The 17,271-nt window shown below is 57.7% G+C and carries 14 protein-coding genes; 13 read left to right on the forward strand and 1 reads right to left on the reverse strand.

The features are described 5' to 3' along the window. Positions 1–240 precede the first annotated feature (240 nt). The 13 genes from EXY20_RS34470 (at position 241) to EXY20_RS34530 (ending at position 15,189) form a co-directional block, all read left to right on the forward strand. The gene (locus EXY20_RS34470; protein ID WP_135556980.1) at positions 241–672 is read left to right on the forward strand and encodes an SRPBCC family protein; all 432 of its coding nucleotides are present in this window, start codon (positions 241–243) and stop codon (positions 670–672) included. Then, positions 673–1,032 (forward strand): ArsR/SmtB family transcription factor, encoded by a 360-nt coding sequence (locus EXY20_RS34475; RefSeq protein WP_135556981.1) that lies wholly within the window; start codon positions 673–675, stop codon positions 1,030–1,032. Between the two features lie 98 nt (positions 1,033–1,130). Next, complete coding sequence (locus tag EXY20_RS34480) at positions 1,131–1,949, forward strand: sugar phosphate isomerase/epimerase family protein (RefSeq protein ID WP_135556982.1); 819 nt, start codon at positions 1,131–1,133, stop codon at positions 1,947–1,949. Positions 1,950–1,972: 23 nt separating this feature from the next. Then, positions 1,973–2,869, forward strand: a complete 897-nt coding sequence (locus tag EXY20_RS34485; RefSeq protein ID WP_135556983.1) for a sugar phosphate isomerase/epimerase family protein — start codon at positions 1,973–1,975, stop codon at positions 2,867–2,869. A 258-nt stretch (positions 2,870–3,127) separates the two neighbouring features. Continuing rightward, positions 3,128–4,645: an MDR family MFS transporter gene (locus tag EXY20_RS34490; RefSeq protein ID WP_135556984.1), complete on the forward strand. Its 1,518-nt coding sequence runs from the start codon at positions 3,128–3,130 to the stop codon at positions 4,643–4,645. A 211-nt stretch (positions 4,646–4,856) separates the two neighbouring features. After that, positions 4,857–6,356, forward strand: coding sequence for an FGGY-family carbohydrate kinase (locus tag EXY20_RS34495; RefSeq protein WP_135556985.1), 1,500 nt, complete (start codon positions 4,857–4,859; stop codon positions 6,354–6,356). Between the two features lie 60 nt (positions 6,357–6,416). Continuing rightward, positions 6,417–7,328, forward strand: coding sequence for a C39 family peptidase (locus tag EXY20_RS34500; RefSeq protein WP_135556986.1), 912 nt, complete (start codon positions 6,417–6,419; stop codon positions 7,326–7,328). A 738-nt stretch (positions 7,329–8,066) separates the two neighbouring features. Further along, complete coding sequence (locus EXY20_RS34505; RefSeq protein ID WP_235886338.1) at positions 8,067–10,025, forward strand: family 16 glycoside hydrolase; 1,959 nt, start codon at positions 8,067–8,069, stop codon at positions 10,023–10,025. Between the two features lie 58 nt (positions 10,026–10,083). Beyond that, entirely contained in the window at positions 10,084–11,526 is a 1,443-nt protein-coding gene (locus tag EXY20_RS34510) for an extracellular solute-binding protein (protein ID WP_135556988.1), read from the forward strand. Positions 11,527–11,595: 69 nt separating this feature from the next. Next, positions 11,596–12,480 (forward strand): carbohydrate ABC transporter permease, encoded by an 885-nt coding sequence (locus EXY20_RS34515; protein WP_135556989.1) that lies wholly within the window; start codon positions 11,596–11,598, stop codon positions 12,478–12,480. 15 nt (positions 12,481–12,495) lie between these two features. Next, on the forward strand, positions 12,496–13,326 hold the full coding sequence (locus EXY20_RS34520) for a carbohydrate ABC transporter permease (protein ID WP_135556990.1): 831 nt from the start codon (positions 12,496–12,498) through the stop codon (positions 13,324–13,326). Positions 13,327–13,360: 34 nt separating this feature from the next. After that, the gene (locus EXY20_RS34525) at positions 13,361–14,158 is read left to right on the forward strand and encodes an alpha/beta hydrolase family protein (protein WP_135556991.1); all 798 of its coding nucleotides are present in this window, start codon (positions 13,361–13,363) and stop codon (positions 14,156–14,158) included. Positions 14,159–14,397: 239 nt separating this feature from the next. After that, a complete protein-coding gene (locus EXY20_RS34530) occupies positions 14,398–15,189 on the forward strand; it encodes an IclR family transcriptional regulator (protein ID WP_135556992.1) in 792 nt (263 codons plus the stop codon). A 78-nt stretch (positions 15,190–15,267) separates the two neighbouring features. On the opposite strand, the gene EXY20_RS34535 is transcribed toward EXY20_RS34530, so the two are convergent. Then, positions 15,268–17,271, reverse strand: coding sequence for a hypothetical protein (locus tag EXY20_RS34535; protein WP_135556993.1), 2,004 nt, complete (start codon positions 17,269–17,271; stop codon positions 15,268–15,270).

Below are 17,271 nucleotides of genomic sequence, written 5' to 3' on the forward strand. Positions count from 1 at the left end.
GCTTGCGATGGCGCAGGCCTTTTTTTCTGCTTTTGGGGGCCCGGAAGGTGGATGAATTTTGCTATTGACATGAAACCAAAAGGTTTCCTATAATAAAAAGCGAAACCAATTGGTTTCGTATTGGACGATGAATGCAGCGGGATTAACCGCTCCGATTCGGCGCAAAATAACGCCGCTGGAAAAAGGACGGCCATCGCGGTTTTCAGCTATCTTTTCAGCCACTTGAAGGAGGACTCATTCATGGACAACTCATCTGCTCAAACGCTTCCGGCCATCCGCCGGACAGTGTCGCTTAACGCGCCGATCGACAAAGTATGGAAGGCGGTAGCTACCGCCGACGGCATCGCCGCCTGGTTCATGCCGAACGATTTTCAGCCGGTGCTGGGCTACGAATTTCATCTGAACGCCGGGCCGTTCGGCATGTCCCCGTGCAAGGTGACCGAGCTGGATCCGCCGAACCGGCTGACCTTCAACTGGGGCAAAGATTGGTCGCTCACATTTGAGCTGGTAGCCGAAGGGGACGCGACGACGACGTTTACGCTTATTCACGACGGCTGGGATCCGAACAAGGTCACCGAATTCGGCCAAACGCACGCCGAAGTCCGCGAACGCATGGCGGGCGGCTGGGCCGGCATCGGGACGAAGCTGGCCGAATATGTGGCCCAAAGCTGAATGACGGAGCCGGCGAAGAAGCATGACGTTTTTCAGGCGATCGCCGATCCGACGCGCCGCAGCTTGCTGCAATTGCTCGATCGCGGCGAAATGCCGGTGACGGAGTTGTCGAGCCATTTTGCCATGAGCCGGACGGCGGTGTCCAAGCATTTGCATATTTTGGCCGATGCGGGGCTCGTGAAGGAGCGCAAGGTCGGCCGCGAAACCCGGTACCGGCTTGAGCCGGAGCCGCTGCTCGAGCTGAAGCGCTGGCTGGCGTATTACGAGCGGTACTGGGACAACAAGATGGCCGCCCTCAAGCGGCTGGTCGAAGAAGCGGACGAAGCAACGGAGCGGCCGCTGCGGGATGACGAGCGGTGAGCGGGAATGTTCGGCGTGCTTTTATTCGCCGGGCGAGGTAAACTTTCCTTGTAGGCTGCCAAAAAGGAAACAGGCGAAGCAAGGGAGGAACATCGACCATGAAACTGGCTTTTACGACATTGGGATGTCCGCAGTGGGACATGGAGACGATTGTGGCCAAGGCGGCCGAATACGGCTATGACGGCATCGATATGCGCGGGTTGCAGGAGCAGATGAACGTATACGAGGCGCATCCGTTCGCCGCGGGCCTGAAGGAGACGAGAGACCGGCTGCAGGCGGGGGGATTGGCGCTATCCTGCTTCTCCAGCTCGATCAAGCTGGCCGCCCAAGTCAAGGACGAGGATTTGCGCGAGGAGCTGGAGCGTTACGCGGAGCTGTGCGGGACATTCGACACCCGGTACATCCGGGTGTTCGGCGGCGGCTTGTTCGGCCGCGAGCGGGCCGAAGCGCTGGCCGTCGCTCGCGAGCGGCTGGCGTGGATGGAGCCGATCGCCCGGCAGGCGAACGTGCGCCTGATGGTCGAAACGCACGACGACTGGATCCGGTGCGAGGATATGCTGGCGCTGGTCGACGGCACTTCGCCGGACGCGGTCGGCGTGCTGTGGGACGTTCATCATCCGAACCGGATGCTCGGCGAGCTGCCGGAGCATACGTGGGCGACGCTGGGCGACCGGATCGGCTACACGCACTGGAAGGATTCGCTTCCGACGGGGGAAGGCAAAGAGACGCACCGGTACACGCTGATGGGCGAAGGCGACATTCCGTTGGCGCAGATCGCCGCGGTGCTCCGCCAGGGCGGCTACGACGGCTGGTGCACGCTCGAGTGGGAGAAACGCTGGTTCCCCGACATCGCGGAGCCGGAAGTGGCGTTTCCGCAGTATGTACAGTATATGCGCCAGTTGCTGGCCGAAAGGTAAGCTGAGCCGGGAGGGATTATGGAATGAGCCTGCAGATGAATGACGGCAGTCAAAATCCGCCACGGATCGAAATTCACCAAGCGATGTGGGGAATGAGCGGATTGGGGGAGAACGGCCGCTTTTGGACGCTGGAGGAGCAGCTGGATAAAATCGCCGAAGCGGGCTTTACCGGCATCACCGGCGCTCCGCCCACGGAGGAAGCGCGCAAGCGCGTAGAGCGGTACGGCCTCAAATACGGCGGCGGCGGCTTCCCCTGGACGGCCGGCGATCTGGAGCCGATGCTTCGCCGGGCGAAAGACAATGGCTCGATGTATTTTAACTCGCAGGTGCTCGACAATTTCGTCATCGGCGAGGAAGCGATCCGCCGGCTTGCGGAGATGACGGAGCTGGCGGCGCGCATCGGCATGCCGCACTTTGTCGAGACGCACCGCGGCCGCATTACGCAGGATATCATCCGCACCGCGGATTATGTGCAAGCAATTGCCGATCTGCGTCTGACGATCGATTTTTCGCACTATGTGGTGAACACCGAGCTGGACGGGTTCGTGCCGCAAACCGCGGAAACCGCCGAGGGCTACTTTCAGCTGCTGCTGCAGCGTACGTCCAGCATTCATGCGCGGGTGTCGAACGGCCATCAGGTGCAGGCGGATATCGGTCCGGAAGGGACGGAATCGCAGGCCGAACGGTTCTACAAATGGTGGGAGACGGGAATGCGCAATTGGCTGCAGCAAGCGGGTCCGGGCGATATTTTGCCGTTTATTGTCGAGCTCGGTCCCCCGCCGTATGCCCTCACGCGTACGGTCAACGCCTATAACGATACGGAAATTACCGACCGCTGGCAGCAGGCGCTGGCGATCAAGAAGCGCGTGGAAACCATCGTCGATCGCCTTATGGCGGAGCGGCAGACGAATGGGGAATAAGCGCGCAAGAGGGGAGCCCGGCCACGACGGTCGGGCTTTTCCCGTGACAAGCACTACGCACGATTCCATCAGGAGACGGAACGAAAATCATGCTGGAGGCGGAGTTATCGAGTGAGGCGGCAAGGGTACAATAAGCAATAAGCGACAGGAAAATGCGCCCGAATCTTTTCTTTACAACGTAACAATGTTATGTTACGCTGTTTCGGCGAGGCAGTGAAGCGCGGCGCCGGCATCGGAAATTTGAAGGAGTGAAAACGAATGGCAGGGAAAAAGAACAGTCTGGGCATGATTTTGGCCGGATTGCTGCTCGGCATTTTGATGGCCTCCATGGACAACACCATCGTGGCCACGGCGATGGGGACGATCGTCGGCGAGCTCGGCGGTTTGGACAAATTCGTCTGGGTGACGTCGGCCTACATGGTGGCGGAAATGGCGGGCATGCCGATTTTTGGCAAGCTGTCGGATATGTACGGTAGGAAACGGTTTTTCATTTTCGGCTTGATCGTGTTTATGATCGGTTCGATCTTGTGCGGTACGGCGCAGGACATTGTCCAGTTGAGCATTTACCGCGCGATTCAGGGGATCGGCGGCGGCGCCTTGGTGCCGATCGCGTTCACGATCATGTTCGACACCGTACCGGCGGATCAGCGGGGCAAGCTGGGCGGCTTGTTCGGCGCGGTGTTCGGGATGTCGAGCATTTTTGGCCCGCTGCTGGGCGCGTATATTACCGACTATATCAATTGGCATTGGGTCTTCTATATTAATCTTCCGCTTGGTCTGCTGGCGTTTGTGTTTATCGCGTTCTTCTATCACGAGTCGCCAGTGCATACCAAGGAGAAAATCGACTGGGCCGGCGCGGTTTCGCTGGTCGGCGGGATCGTTTGCCTGATGTTTGCGCTGGAGCTCGGCGGCAAGGAGTTCGCCTGGGATTCCGGCGTTATTCTCGGCTTGTTCGCCGGGTTTGCCGTGCTGGCGATTTTCTTCATCGTCGTGGAGCGGCGGGTGGCGGAGCCGATTATTTCGTTCCCGATGTTCCGCAAACGGCTGTATGCGACGAGCAACGGGCTGGCGATTTTTGGCGGCGCGGCGTTTATTACCGCATCGGTCTATATCCCGATTTTCGTCCAGGGGGTGCTGGGCGGTTCGGCGACCAACTCCGGCCTCGTCCTGCTGCCGATGATGCTTGGTTCTGTCGTTACGGCGTCGACCGGCGGTTTCCTCATGGGCAAGCTGAGCTACCGCGCGCTCATGATCCCGGCCTCGATCGTGCTGCTCGGCGGCGTGGCGCTGCTGACGACGCTGACGCCGGATTCGAGCCGGTTCCTCGTCACCGTCTATATGATCGTCGTCGGCCTCGGGATCGGCGCTTCGTTCTCCGTGCTCAGCAACGCCGCCATCCACGGCGTCGAGATGCGGCAGCGCGGCTCGGCCAGCTCGACGCTCAACTTCCTGCGGTCGCTCGGGATGACGATCGGCATCACCGTGTTTGGCATCATCCAGAGCCACTCGCTGACGAGGAAGCTGGCGGACGCCTTTGCGGGCCAGTCGCTTCCGTCCGGCGTCGACACAAGCGATCCGCACGCGTTGCTGTCGCCGGAAAGCCGTTCGCAAATTCCGCCGGAAGCGCTTGGGTCTATTACGAACAGCTTGTCGGATTCCATCGTGTACACGTTCGCGTGGACGATTATCCCGGCGGTGCTGGCGCTCGTCATTTCGCTGGCGATGAGCCGCGAGAAGCTCGACCGCACGTCGGATACCGGCGCGGCGATGCATTGATTTGGCGGGCATTGGGTACCAAAACAACCTCCGGGCCGGAAGGCGGCCTTGAGGTTGTTTTGCTTGTTGGGAGGGGAGCGGGTGCGGCGCGTCTTTGTTTATTTCGTATACAAAGGGAATTGTTCTTATTCGGCGAAATCGTTACAATAAGGTGAGCAATGAGGCGTCATTAGGACGGCCATACACCAACGGGGAAAAAGGGGATTCTACTATGCTGCTGCTAGGCATTGATATAGGCACGACGAACAGCAAGGCGGGACTGTTTACGGAGAACGGCCAGGCGAGGGCGATCGCCAGCCGGCCGACGGTGACGCACAAGAACGAGAACGGCGTCTCCTATTACGATCCGGAGCAAATGTGGCGCACCATCGCGGACGCCATCCGCGAAGCGACGGCGAAAGTCGATCCCGCCGAACGCATTGCGGCGATCGGCATCGCCAGCATGGCCGAAAGCGGGCTGCTGGTCGATCGGGCCAGCGGCAAACCGCAGTCGCTGTTCATGCCGTGGTTCGACACCTGCTCGAAGCCGCAAGCGCAGCGGATCGCGGCGGAAAGCGATCCGTTCGAGCGCTTCCGCGCATCGGGTCTGCACGGCAGCTTCAAGCTGGGGCTGGCCAAGCTGCTCTGGATTCAAGAGCACCAGGCCGAGGCATTGGAAGGCGATCCGGTGTGGCTGTCGGCGTCCGGATATATCGCCTACCGGCTGACGGGCGAGATGGCGTTCGACTACTCGCTGGCGGCCCGGACGTATGCGTTCCGGATCGATCGCAAGGAATGGGATGCGCCGTGGATTCGCCAATTCGGCTTCCGCGAGTCGATCTTCCCGGTTGCCGTGCCGGGCGGGGCGACCGTAGGCCGCGTCGGCGGAACGCTGGCGGCGTCGCTCGGTTTGCCGGCGGAAACGCCGGTCGGCATCGCCGGCCACGACCATGTTGCGGCTGCGCTGTCCGTTGGCTCGATCGTGCCCGGCCTCGTATACGATTCGATGGGCACGGCGGAGACGCTGGTCGGCACGCTGCCGGAGCGGGAGCTTGGCCGGGAGGAGTTCGCCACCGGACTGTCGTTCGGCTGCCATATCGCGCCGAACCGCCATTTCTGGATGGGCGGCAACTCGATGTCCGGCGGCTCGGTGGAGTGGCTGCGCGGCTTGCTGGCCGACGAAGCGTTATCCTATGTCGAACTGCTTGCTTTGCTGGAGGAGGCGAAGCCGGGGCCGACGGGTATTTTGTATTATCCGTATTTGGCCGGCAGCGGGGCGCCGCTGCCGGATGCGTCGGCGCGCGGAGCGTTCATCGGGCTGACCAAGGATCACGGCAAAACGGAGCTGATCCAGGCCGTGCTCGAAGGAGCCGCGTATCAGCTGGAAGCGATCCGCCGCGGCGCGCAGCGGATTGCCGGGCAGCCGATCGACCGGCTGCTGGTCGTCGGCGGCGGCACGCGTGTCGCGAAGTGGCTGCAGATCAAGGCGGACGTTTCCGCCGTGACGCTGGAGCTGCCGCCGATCGCCGAAGCGACTCTGCTGGGCGCCGCGATGGCCGCGGGCGTCGGCAGCGGCGTGTACGCGTCGGCGGAGGAAGCCGCGGCGGCGGTGGCGCAGCGCGAGGCGAGGCTCGTGCTGCCGGATGCGCAGCGCCATGCGGCCTATCTTGATCTGTACGAGCGCGGTTATGCGGCGCTGCAGGAGCCGTTGCGCGCGTTTTATCGCGGCTAGCCGGCGGTGCGGTGGCGGAAGCGAAAGGGCAGGAACGCCCAAGCGGGGAGGCGGCATGAGGTGAAGCGAAACGGCAGAATTGCCGCTGCAAGCGGAATGCTTGTTATTGCCGTCGTCGCCGGGACGATGGCGGCTGCGCGGCTATGGCCGCCGGCCGGAGCGGCGAGCGGTCGCGCGAGGGCGGCGCAGCAGCCGGCCGCACCGGCTCCAAGCGCGCCGGCTCCCTCTACGGCCGCGCTCGCTACGCCTTCGCCCGTCGCCGCACTGGCTCCAAGCGCGCCGCCTCCAACTGCGGCCGTGCTCGCCGCATCGCCTTCGCCCGTCGCCACGCTGGCTCCATCCGCTGCGACTCCGGCCGCGACTGCGAACGCTCGGCGATTGAGCGCGCCGATCTTGTCCCAGCTGCCGGAGTTCTACAACGGCTGCGAAGTGACGAGCCTGGCGATGCTGACCGCCTATCTCGGGCTTGCGGCAACCAAGCTCGAACTGGAGCGGCTGCTGCCGAAGGACGAGTCGCCGCTTGTCCGCGATGCGGACGGGGCGATCGTGTCCTGGGGCGACCCGGCGGCCGGCTTCGTCGGCGACATTCGCGGCGACGACTTCGGCTACGCGGTGTACCACCAGCCGCTGGCCCGGGTGCTGGACGCCGTGTACAAGCCCGGCAGTCTGGATTTGACCGGCGCGGCTGATTTTGCCGTGCTGGAACAAACGATTGCGCAAGGGAAACCCGTCATCGTCTGGACGACGGAAACGCTGGCGCCGACGGACGAATGGGTGGCATGGCGGACGTCGTCCGGGGAGGAAGTGGCGGCTACGTTCCGCATCCATACGGTGCTGCTGACGGGCTACGACGAGCGCTACGTGTATGTCAACAACCCGCTGACGGGGCAGCAAGACCAGCAAGCGGACAAGTCGGCCTTCATAGCGGCATGGGAGCAGCTAGGCCGCCAGGCGCTGACCTACAAGTCGTAAATATACGACGCATTGGATCTGTTCCGCCATAATAAGCCATGTTTTATTGGCTATTCTGCAAAAAATCGGCCTGGTCACCGAAATAGCCAGTGATTTCACTGGCTATTTCGTAGAAACGGGCCATTTTGCCGCGACTTGGCGGAAATAACCAGCGTTTTCGCTGGCTATTTCCGGCGAACCGCGCGAATCGCGGCCAATAGGCCATTTTTTATAGGCTATTTCCGAGAACGCAGCCTGTTTTATCGTATGGCAGCTATGCCCCTGAAAAGCACCTTGCGTGTTCGATGTTTCGAGCATGCGAGTGTGCTTTTTTGCTATGAAATAGCACACAACGGTTCTTATAACGGTATAACAGAATTTATATAGACATATCGTAACACAATGAGATACAATGTGTTCGAAAGATGTTCGAAAGCGAAAGCTGCCTTTGTTTTCATATGCAGATGTCTGGAAAGTCAGGCGGCTGCATTTTACATAGATCCGAATTACCAGCCATGAAAAGGGAGGGGAAGGCAGTTGGGGATCAGGGGAAAACGTGCTTTCGGTCGGTTCCTTCAGACTAGTTTGATTTGTGCCCTATTTCTTCTCACAGTAAGCAACACGAGTTATGCCGATTGGCAAAGCGGAGGACAGATTACCCATTTCGGAAGCGGATTCAGCCAGAATCCGAAAGCAAGTCCGGATGGCAACTGGATCTATTATCAGTCGGACAAGTCGGGGGTTTCAGCGGTATATCGCATGCATCCCGATGGCAGCGGGGATACGAATTTGACGGCCGGCTATAGCGTGAACAGCGGAAATTCCTGCTACGGCCTTTCCTTGTCCGTCGATGGAAGCAAGTTGATTTATTCCTCGCACAATGGCACGTATGCGAAAGTAGTCATGGCCAATGCCGACGGCACGAGCCCGGTCGTTGTGAGCACGTCGGGTCAGTACACCTATATGGCGTCCGCCAACTCGGACGGCACGGAAATCGTATTTTCGAACAATTCGCTGGGCTACAAAATTCAATTGGAGAATGTGGCCACGCAAACGATTACTACGCTAGCCCCCGCTTTAACGGATACGTACGTGCCTCAGTTTACGAAAGACGATCAGAAGATCGTGTTCACCCAGAAATACGGCTCCTCCGATATTTACGGCAATATCTATATCGTCAATAAGGACGGAACCGGTTTAACCAATTTGACGAACAACAACCTGTTCGCCTACGAGTATTTTTTATCGAGCTTGGATACGCACGGCGCCAGCGAAGAACTCAGCTTATCGCCCGACGGAACGAAAATTTTATATTCGCAGTATGTGGGCAGCGTTCCGCAGCTTTACACCATGAATATGGACGGCAGCGGCAAAACGCAGCTGACGAACGGAGAAACATGGGCGGCCAAAGGAAAATACAGTCCGGACGGTACCCGAATCGGTTTTATCAGGAAGGTCGGAGCCAATTACTGGCAGCTGTTTGTGATGAATGCGGACGGTTCGAATGTGAGGCAGCTGACGAATATCACCGGTGCGGTAAGAAATTTTGATTGGGCGCCCACCGGGGAAGAAATCTACTATACCGATATGGAATGGGGCGGAGGAGCGTATGACCCCGCAAATTCCGTAAGCGGGGAATTGCATCGTGTATCCGTGAAGCCGGATTCTTCCTTATTCTTGGACGACTTTGAAGCTTATTCGACAGGGGCGTATCCGCCGTCCAATTGGTCCAATCCGAACGGCAACGGGCCCTGGACGGTAGAGAACGGTTACAGCCATGTGCTGCAGCAGAGCGGGACGGGGTTGTCGCAATATTTTTTCGTGACGGCCGGATCAAGTTCGTGGACTGACTATGAGGTGTCGGCAAGAGTGAAACCCACCGGCAACAGTGCAGGGGTTTTCGGCAGGTATCAGAGTACCAATACGTACTACATGGCACGAATCGATACGTCGCAGGTTGCGCTCTACAAGATTATCGGCGGAACCGTCACGCTGCTGGCATCGGCTTCTTACCCTTTCAGTACGAGCTCCTGGTACAACATCAAGCTGTCCATGCACGGCTCGAGTCTCAAAGTCTATCTCAATGGCGCTTTGAAGCTGACTGCGACGGACGCCGCGCTCTCCACCGGGAGAATAGCCTTGTACACCATCCCGGAAGCGGCGTTCGATTATGTATCCGTTGCCAACGAGATGGCGTTTTATGACGGCTTCGAAGGCTCGCCAAGTCCATGGATCGCCAGAAAAGGAACGGCTTCCGCAAGCACCGCGCACGCTTATAGCGGACTGAACAGTTACGTGACGAATGAGGATATGGATGTCGTCTCGCATCCGCTCGGGGCAAGCTTGAACAAGATCGTTACGTTGCAGTTCTACGATAATGCCGGCCAAACGACGCAGGACAGCGTGGCCCGGGCCGATGACAGCGGATGGGACGGCAGCTTCTGGCGAGGGCTCGGCGTCATTACGGCGGCATCGAGCACGCATTACGCTGTCAGAATCGATGGAACGGAAACGGCGACAAGCGTACCTCGCGTTACCGGCTGGCACCAGTTCAAATGGGATTACACTTCCGGCACGAAGGTGGATATGTATATTGACGGCGTGCTGGTGGCATCTCCGACGGGGGTAACCGCCGTAAGCGAGATTGCGATGGGAGATTGGTGGGCAGACAGTGCCGTCGGCACTTACTACTATGACGATGTGAAAGTGGCTGATTAAAGAAACTCGAAACGGATATGATGCAACCCCTAACTCATACGGAAAGAGGCGGTTTACCATGTCATTCTTAATGAGCTATCCAAAGAAACGGTTTTCGTTCCTGACGCTTGCCGTCATGATCGCCATACTTGTCGTTTCCGCAGGCTGCAGCTCGAAATCCTCCAAAGATCCCGTTGCATCGCCTGCCGCTTCCGGCGCTTCTCCGACAGCCGCATCCGTAGCATCGGCGACGCCCAAGGAAGACCCGAAATTGACCTTGACGTTATGGACGACGCAAACAGGGACGCTGTCGGGCCAAAAAGCGGGGGAATGGGTGGAGCAAGACCTGGCCAAAGAATGGAATGAGATCCATCCGAACGTAAAAATCAAGGTGGAAATCATCCCGTTCGACGGCATTAACGAGAAGATTACGACGGCGATCGCTTCCAAATCCGCACCCGATCTCTTATTCGACGTGCCTTCCCGAACGCTGGCTTACGGGCAGATGGGCGCGTTGGCCACACTCGACGATATTATTCCGAAGGAGGATCTCGACAAAATCCATAACAATCCCGGGATCATGAAAATGGTTACGGTGAACGGCAAAGTGGTCACGATGCCTTATTCCTCCAATCCGCTGGCGCTCATCGTCGACAAATCGATTTGGAAAGACGCGAACGCGGAGAAGCTGCTGCCGAGCAACGAGTTCCGCACCTGGACGCCGGAGCAATTCAAAGCCGCGCTCAAAGCGGTAGTAAATAAAGACAAAGGCATCTACGGCGCCAGCATGTTCGCGCTGAACGAACAGGGCGACAGCCTGTACAATTCGTTGTTCACTTCTTATGGCGCCACCTTGTTCAACGACGATTATTCGAAATATGTCGCGGCGGATTCTCCGCAGGCGGAGCAAGCGTTAAGCATGATCAAGTCGCTGGTTGACGAAGGTCTTGTCAACCCGCACCCGGAAAGCATTTCTGCGGTTAATATCGTCGACTTCTGGAAGCAGCGCAAGACGGGGATGATTCTGGGCGGCCCTACACATGCCGACATTATCAAGAGCGGGTTAAAGGACGGGAGCGTAGTCGGACCGCATGAATATATGTACGTAAGCTTCCCGTCGCCGACGGAAGGGAAATCGGCGCTGAATATGCAGATCGGATACGGCACGGTATTCAAAAACGGCGATGCGAACAAAGAAAAGTGGGCGAAAGATTTCTTATACTGGTCGCAGACCAAAAGCAAAACTTATGCAAATGCGATGAAAGTGTTCAACCCTTTCTCGAATGAAGCGCCGGAGTGGACCAAGGACGATCCGGAAATGCAGTTTCTCGCCAAGCTGGCGACCAAAGCGAAGGACTGGCCGGTTCTGGATCCGGGTTATGGCATCAAGGGATATCCCGAAATGCGGGCAGCCATGTTTCCCGAAATGCAAAAAATGTTTATCAACCAATCGACGCCGAAACAGACGATCGACACGATTTCCAAGAAGTTCAACGATATCATAACGAAATATAAAAAATAACGGCGCTCAAGGCGGGTTTCGGTTTGCCCGTGCCCGCCTTGCCAATCTTTTCGAGGAGGGTCTGCCAGGTTGAGGACGCTCAGTTGGACTGGTTTCAAGAAGGAGGCCATCGGGTGGCTGTTCGTTTTGCCGATGCTTGTTTTTTTTGGTCTCTTCGTGTTGTATCCGATTCTCGATTCGATCCGGACGAGCTTTTACGGATTCGACTTCAGCCATTATTATTGGGCCGGGCTTGATAATTACCGCTCGCTGTTCGCCGACGAACTCTTCTGGAAATCGATGAAGAACACGCTTGTTTTCGTCGCTTATCTGGTTCCTTCGATAACCGTGATATCGCTGCTGCTTTCGTTGTTCATCAACAATCGTTCCATGAGAGCGCAAGCTTTTTTTAAAGCCGTCTTTTATATTCCGGCCGTCACTTCGATTGTCAGTATTACGCTGGTTTGGGGCTATATGCTCAACAACCAGTTCGGGCTCGCGAACTATTTGCTGCGGCTGCTGGGGCACGAGGGGATGATCAACTGGCTTGGCGTCAACTGGGTATACGGCTCCTTGTCGCTTATTCTGATTACGATCAATATCGGCAATCCGATTGTCGTCTTTACAGCATCCTTGAACGGGATCCCGGGAGATCTGTACGAATCCGCATCGCTTGACGGCGCGAAGCCGATGGAGAAGTTTTTTTACATCACGCTGCCTTTGCTCCGCCCGAGCTTGCTGTACGTCATCGTGACGACTACCATTGCATCGTTTCAAGTATTCGCGATTATTTTATTGATGACTGCGGGCGGCCCGGCATTCAAAACGACGACGATTTTGATGCTGATTTACCAGCAAGCCTTCGTCAATATGAATTTCGGCATGGCGAATGCGATGGGGATCATCCTGTGCCTGATCATTTGCTGTATCGCTTTTCTGCAATTCAAGCTGTTCAAGAGCGATATCGAATATTAATGCGAAGGGGTCGCCATGCATACTAATCGGGCTTTACTAACGGTTCAGAGAGCGATTCTTTACTTGTGCTCGTTGTTCTTTCTTTGGCCGTTCTATTGGATGGTCATCGGCTCTTTCAAAAACCTGCAGGTTTCGTTGCAAATACCGCCGGAGTGGTTTCCGCTGCATCCGACGTTCGATAATTTTCGCATCCTGCTGACTGATTTCCCGACGCTGCGTTGGCTCGGCAACAGCTTGTTTATTTCGACTGTGTGTACCGTCATGGTTCTGACAGTCAGCTTGCTGGCGGCTTATTCGATCGCCAAGCTGCGGTTTAAAGGCGCCAGCATCGTGTTCGGTACCATGGTTGCAGCGATGACGATTCCGCATACGGTCCTGTTCATTCCGCTGTTCAAATTGATGAACCAGTTGAGCCTGACCAATACGTTATGGGGGGCGCTTCTGCCGCTGGTCGGTTGGCCGTTCGGCGTCTTCCTGCTCAAGCAATTTATTCAGACGCTGCCGGGCGAGCTGATGGAAGCGGGCCGAATCGACGGATGCGGCGAATTCCAGCTGTTCACCAGCATCATCGTTCCGTTGGCCAAACCGGGACTTGGCGTTCTGGCGATATTCACTTTCGTAAATTCTTGGAATGACTACGTATGGCAGCTGATCATTTTAACGAAACGAAGCCAATACACACTGCCGGTCGGCGTCAAAATTGCGCAGCAGGTCACCGAGTTCGGGATTAATTACGGCGTTGCGATGGCCGGCGCGGTTTTTGCCACGGGGCCGATTCTGATCATTTTTTTATATTTCCAAAAGTATTTTACGAAAGGGATTACGCTGGGCGCTCTGAAGGGGTAACGGCTGCTGCTTATCATAAGACGAGGTGAAAGCGATGGGAAAAGAGAAATTATCGGAGCATGCGGTCATCAGTCGCGGCGAAAAAATCAAATATTACGTACGGACGCCGGAGCATCTGGCTCCGATCGGGGAACGGCTGCTGCTGATTTCGGTAGGGATGGAGTGGATCCGTTCCTTGTATACGGAGCCTTATCGGATTACGGCGGATACCTTCCTCCTTCACGGCCACTGTGTGCTCAGCTTCGATACCCCTTGTCACGGGGAGCGGACCAAGCCGTACGGGGAACATATCGAAGGGCTTTGCGCCGCCTTGCTGAAGGGGGACGATCCCTTCGAGCGCTTCATCGAGGATGCCGGCACGGTTATCGACGACTGCATTCGCCGAGGGGTGGTGAAGGACGACCAGATCGTCGTTTGCGGCGCATCCCGCGGCGGTTATTTGGCGCTGCGGCTGCTGGCTGCGGATGCGAGGGTCGGCAGAGCCGCCGCTTTCGCTCCGGTAACGGATTGGCAATATTTGCGGGAATTTGCGGCCGTGAAGGATACGGAAACGGTCGGGGCGCAAAATTTGCTCCGCTACATGGACGAACTGGCGGGAAAGCCGATATTTATGGCGATCGGCAATCACGATTTGCGTGTGAGCACGTTCAGCTGCTGCAAGCTTCATGTCGAACTGGCGGCGCACAACGCTTCCCGCGGACATGAGGAGTCGTTGATCGAGTTTTTCGTAACCGACGATGCGGGACATACGATGGGCGATCTTTGGTATCATAAGGGAACGCAATTTTTATTATATGGACCCGACGAAGAGCCCAAGCAAGAAGAGGAATGATTCGTAGAGCTTCCTGGCTGGCCGCTGCGCGGAAGGGCTGAGGCGCAGCGGGACTTCGCTTCGAACCACGGCCAAAAAACGGGGGCATTTACTGAAAATTTTCTTGCGCATGCGATTTTTAACGGACCGGGCGGGGTGTCTGATTTTGCCAAAGTAGTATGGTATAATTAAAACAACGAAAATCACAATAATTCCGAATTATGGATGGTTTTATAGTGGAAATGGAGTGAACGCATCGCATGGAAACGGAAGAAAAGAACGAAACAACGAAAGACACCCCTTATTTTGTGATTCAATCGCTTGATAAAACACTGCATATTTTGCAATGCTTCATTGACGACCGTTCCCCGCTTGGCGTGAGCGAAATTGCCCGCAAATTGAAATTGAACAAAAGCGTCGTGCATCGCCTGATGCTGACCTTGCAAATTCACGGCTATTTGCAGCAAGTCAAAAAGACGGATAAATATACGGTAGGTCCCAAGGCGTTCGAGCTTGGTTCGGTTTACACCAATTCGACCGATCTGGTCGACTCCGGCAAAAAAACGCTGATCGAGCTGGTCGAGCGCACCAGTCTCACCGCGCACCTTGCCATTCTCGACAAAGATTCCGTTCTTCACCTGGTGAATGTGGAGCCCGATCATTTGAAGTATTTGTTTGGCGCGGCGGGACAGAGAAGACCGATCCATAATACGGCGCTCGGGAAATGTTTGACTGCCTGGATGCCGAGAGAGCATGTGTTGAAAGTATTGGAGAAGTGTACGTTCGAGAAGACGACTGCCAATACGATCGATTCTCTGGATGCGTTTCTCTCCGAGCTGAGCCGCGTTCGGAAGATGGGCTACGCGACGGAGAACGAGGAGGCGAATCCCGCCGTCCGCAGCTGCGCGGCTCCGATTCACGGGAAGGACGGCGATGTCATTGCGGCGATCAGCGTGAGCGGGTATGGCATTTCGGATGAAAAAATGAATGAGCTGCTGATTATGGTGAAAAGTATGGCCTCCCAACTGTCGCGGAGAATCGGGCATTTTTAACGCGGCGGCACATCTTTGTAAGGCGCAAAGCCAAAACGGCCTCCCTGGGGAGACCGCCGTTGGCTTTTATTTTTTTCATTACACTTCCCGGCCGCTGATCAGCGCCGCGTCATCGGCCGGATCGGCCCACGGCGTCGCATACGTCGGCTGGTTCACGTACCGCTGCATCGCGATCCGCAGCTGAATGCCCGCGCCCGGGGCGAGCTGCACGGCAAACCATTTGCCGCCGACGGCGATTTCCGCCTGTACAGCCGCGTCCGCGCTCGGTCCACTGTTGCCCGCCGCCGCGCCCGCCGTCGTGCCTTGCTCCGAAGCCAGCACGTACGCCGTCTCGAATCGGTGCTCGCCGAACGTGCCGGCCTGGATGATGACTTCTTTCTCCGCGAACAGGTCGAGGTTGACCAGGCTCAGCGTCACCGAATCGTCCGCCAGCTCCGATACCAGCGCGGCGACCGATTCCGGCAAGCCCGGCCGCTGCCCCTGCGCGTCGAAATAGCGCACGCGCCCGTGCTGCAAGCCGCCATGCGAAATGTGCATCGGCGCGCCCAGCATCAGCTGCAGCAACCCTTCAAAATAAACCGGGCACATCTCCTGCCACTTGTGAATGCTTGACAGCGCGCCTTCGCTGAAGCCGTCCTCCGTCCAGCCGGCCGGGTCTCCCTCGGGAGAGCGCAGCTTCTCCAGCTGAAGCGAAACGAGCTGGCAGTTCGCTTCGAGAATCCGCTCCGGATAATCCGGCCGCTGGCCGCGCATGTATTGGAACCAAGGCACCGTGTTGGCGATGTAGTGCTTCGTTTCTTTGCCCGTCCGCGGGTTGCCGCCGGAATAGTTGGGCACGTCGACGTACAGGTGGTAGTCCTGGATCGCGATCCGCTCCAGCCGCTGCGCGTCTTCTTCGGCCATCGACACTGTCCACAGGTACACCGGATATACCGGGTTCGGCACCTTGTAAGCTGCCCAGCCCGTATCGAAATGCTTGTGCGGCGTCACCCACTTGCCGTTCTCCTCGCGGCCGAGCGCCCAGTTGCGGTCGATCTGCTCGCGCGCCAGACGCAGCCGGTCGCGGTCGCCGGTCAGCAGCACCGCGTTCATCGAGGCGTTGACGAGCGGCTCGATGATCGTCATGAAGCCGTGCGGCCAACGCCAGCCGTAGTAGCCGCCCCACCATTTGCCGTCGTTGAACTGGCCGATCTCGCCGTTCAGGCCGACGTTGTCCGGCATGATGCCGCCATTGCGCTCCGCGCGTTCGCTCCAGGCGTCGATGTAGCCCAGCACCCATTGACGCAGCGATTCCTCGCCCGAGTACAGGAACGCGTGCGTAATCAGCCCGGTCGCGTTCAGGTTGAGCGGCACGTCGCCGCGCGTCATCCGTTCGTTCATCAGCCGCACAATATGGCCGTAAATTTCGTCGTTCGACCATTGGCACTTGCCCGACGCGAAGTCGACGCCCGGAATATCTTCGTACGGGGCCAAATAATTGTCGAGAATGCCGCGGTGCGTGCACCAGTCCTCTTCGGTCAGCACGTGGCGCGGGCCGCGGCTGCCGGTGATCGGCGAACGAATCAGCTTGCGTTCCTTGTCGTAGTTGTCGGCTTCGGCATCGTCGCCCGTGTACATGGCGGCAAAACGTTGGGCCCGCTGCCGGTCCTTCAGCACGAGCGGATCGGTCAGCCCGAGGAAGTAGAAGTACAAGTACCCTTCGCCATGGTGCATCCAATCGTAGTAAGCGTCGAAATCGCGGTAAATTTGCCCGTATTGCGTCCATTGCCAGGTGATTCCTTCCCACGCCAGCCTTCCGAGCTGGTGCGCCTTTTCGCTGCCGCCGAGCACGTACAGCAGCGACAAGTACATGAAGCCTTCGTACGGATCGTCGGAGCCGTCCATGCCGGGCCAGTCCTTCCGCCACGTCAGCGTGCCGTCGGGCCGGATATAACGTTCGGCGAATTCTTCCGCCGCCTTGTTCAGCGTTTGCATCAGATGGTGCTCCAGCAGCGCCCAGCGCGGCGGAATCCAGGTGTCCGTCGAGCGGACCGACGGAATGGCGGCTGCGGCAGCCCGGTTCGGTTGATAATGCGACGACAT

This window comes from Paenibacillus cymbidii (assembly GCF_004764705.1).
Lineage (GTDB): Bacteria > Bacillota > Bacilli > Paenibacillales > NBRC-103111 > Paenibacillus_AN > Paenibacillus_AN cymbidii.

Coding starts and splice junctions, on each gene's coding strand:
- EXY20_RS34470 (WP_135556980.1), top strand. CDS start 241: ATGGACAACTCATCTGCTCAAACGCTTCCGGCCATCCGCCGGACAGTG.
- EXY20_RS34475 (WP_135556981.1), top strand. CDS start 673: ATGACGGAGCCGGCGAAGAAGCATGACGTTTTTCAGGCGATCGCCGAT.
- EXY20_RS34480 (WP_135556982.1), top strand. CDS start 1,131: ATGAAACTGGCTTTTACGACATTGGGATGTCCGCAGTGGGACATGGAG.
- EXY20_RS34485 (WP_135556983.1), top strand. CDS start 1,973: ATGAGCCTGCAGATGAATGACGGCAGTCAAAATCCGCCACGGATCGAA.
- EXY20_RS34490 (WP_135556984.1), top strand. CDS start 3,128: ATGGCAGGGAAAAAGAACAGTCTGGGCATGATTTTGGCCGGATTGCTG.
- EXY20_RS34495 (WP_135556985.1), top strand. CDS start 4,857: ATGCTGCTGCTAGGCATTGATATAGGCACGACGAACAGCAAGGCGGGA.
- EXY20_RS34505 (WP_235886338.1), top strand. CDS start 8,067: ATGCATCCCGATGGCAGCGGGGATACGAATTTGACGGCCGGCTATAGC.
- EXY20_RS34510 (WP_135556988.1), top strand. CDS start 10,084: ATGTCATTCTTAATGAGCTATCCAAAGAAACGGTTTTCGTTCCTGACG.
- EXY20_RS34520 (WP_135556990.1), top strand. CDS start 12,496: ATGCATACTAATCGGGCTTTACTAACGGTTCAGAGAGCGATTCTTTAC.
- EXY20_RS34525 (WP_135556991.1), top strand. CDS start 13,361: ATGGGAAAAGAGAAATTATCGGAGCATGCGGTCATCAGTCGCGGCGAA.
- EXY20_RS34530 (WP_135556992.1), top strand. CDS start 14,398: ATGGAAACGGAAGAAAAGAACGAAACAACGAAAGACACCCCTTATTTT.
- EXY20_RS34535 (WP_135556993.1), bottom strand. CDS start 17,271: ATGTCGTCGCATTATCAACCGAACCGGGCTGCCGCAGCCGCCATTCCG.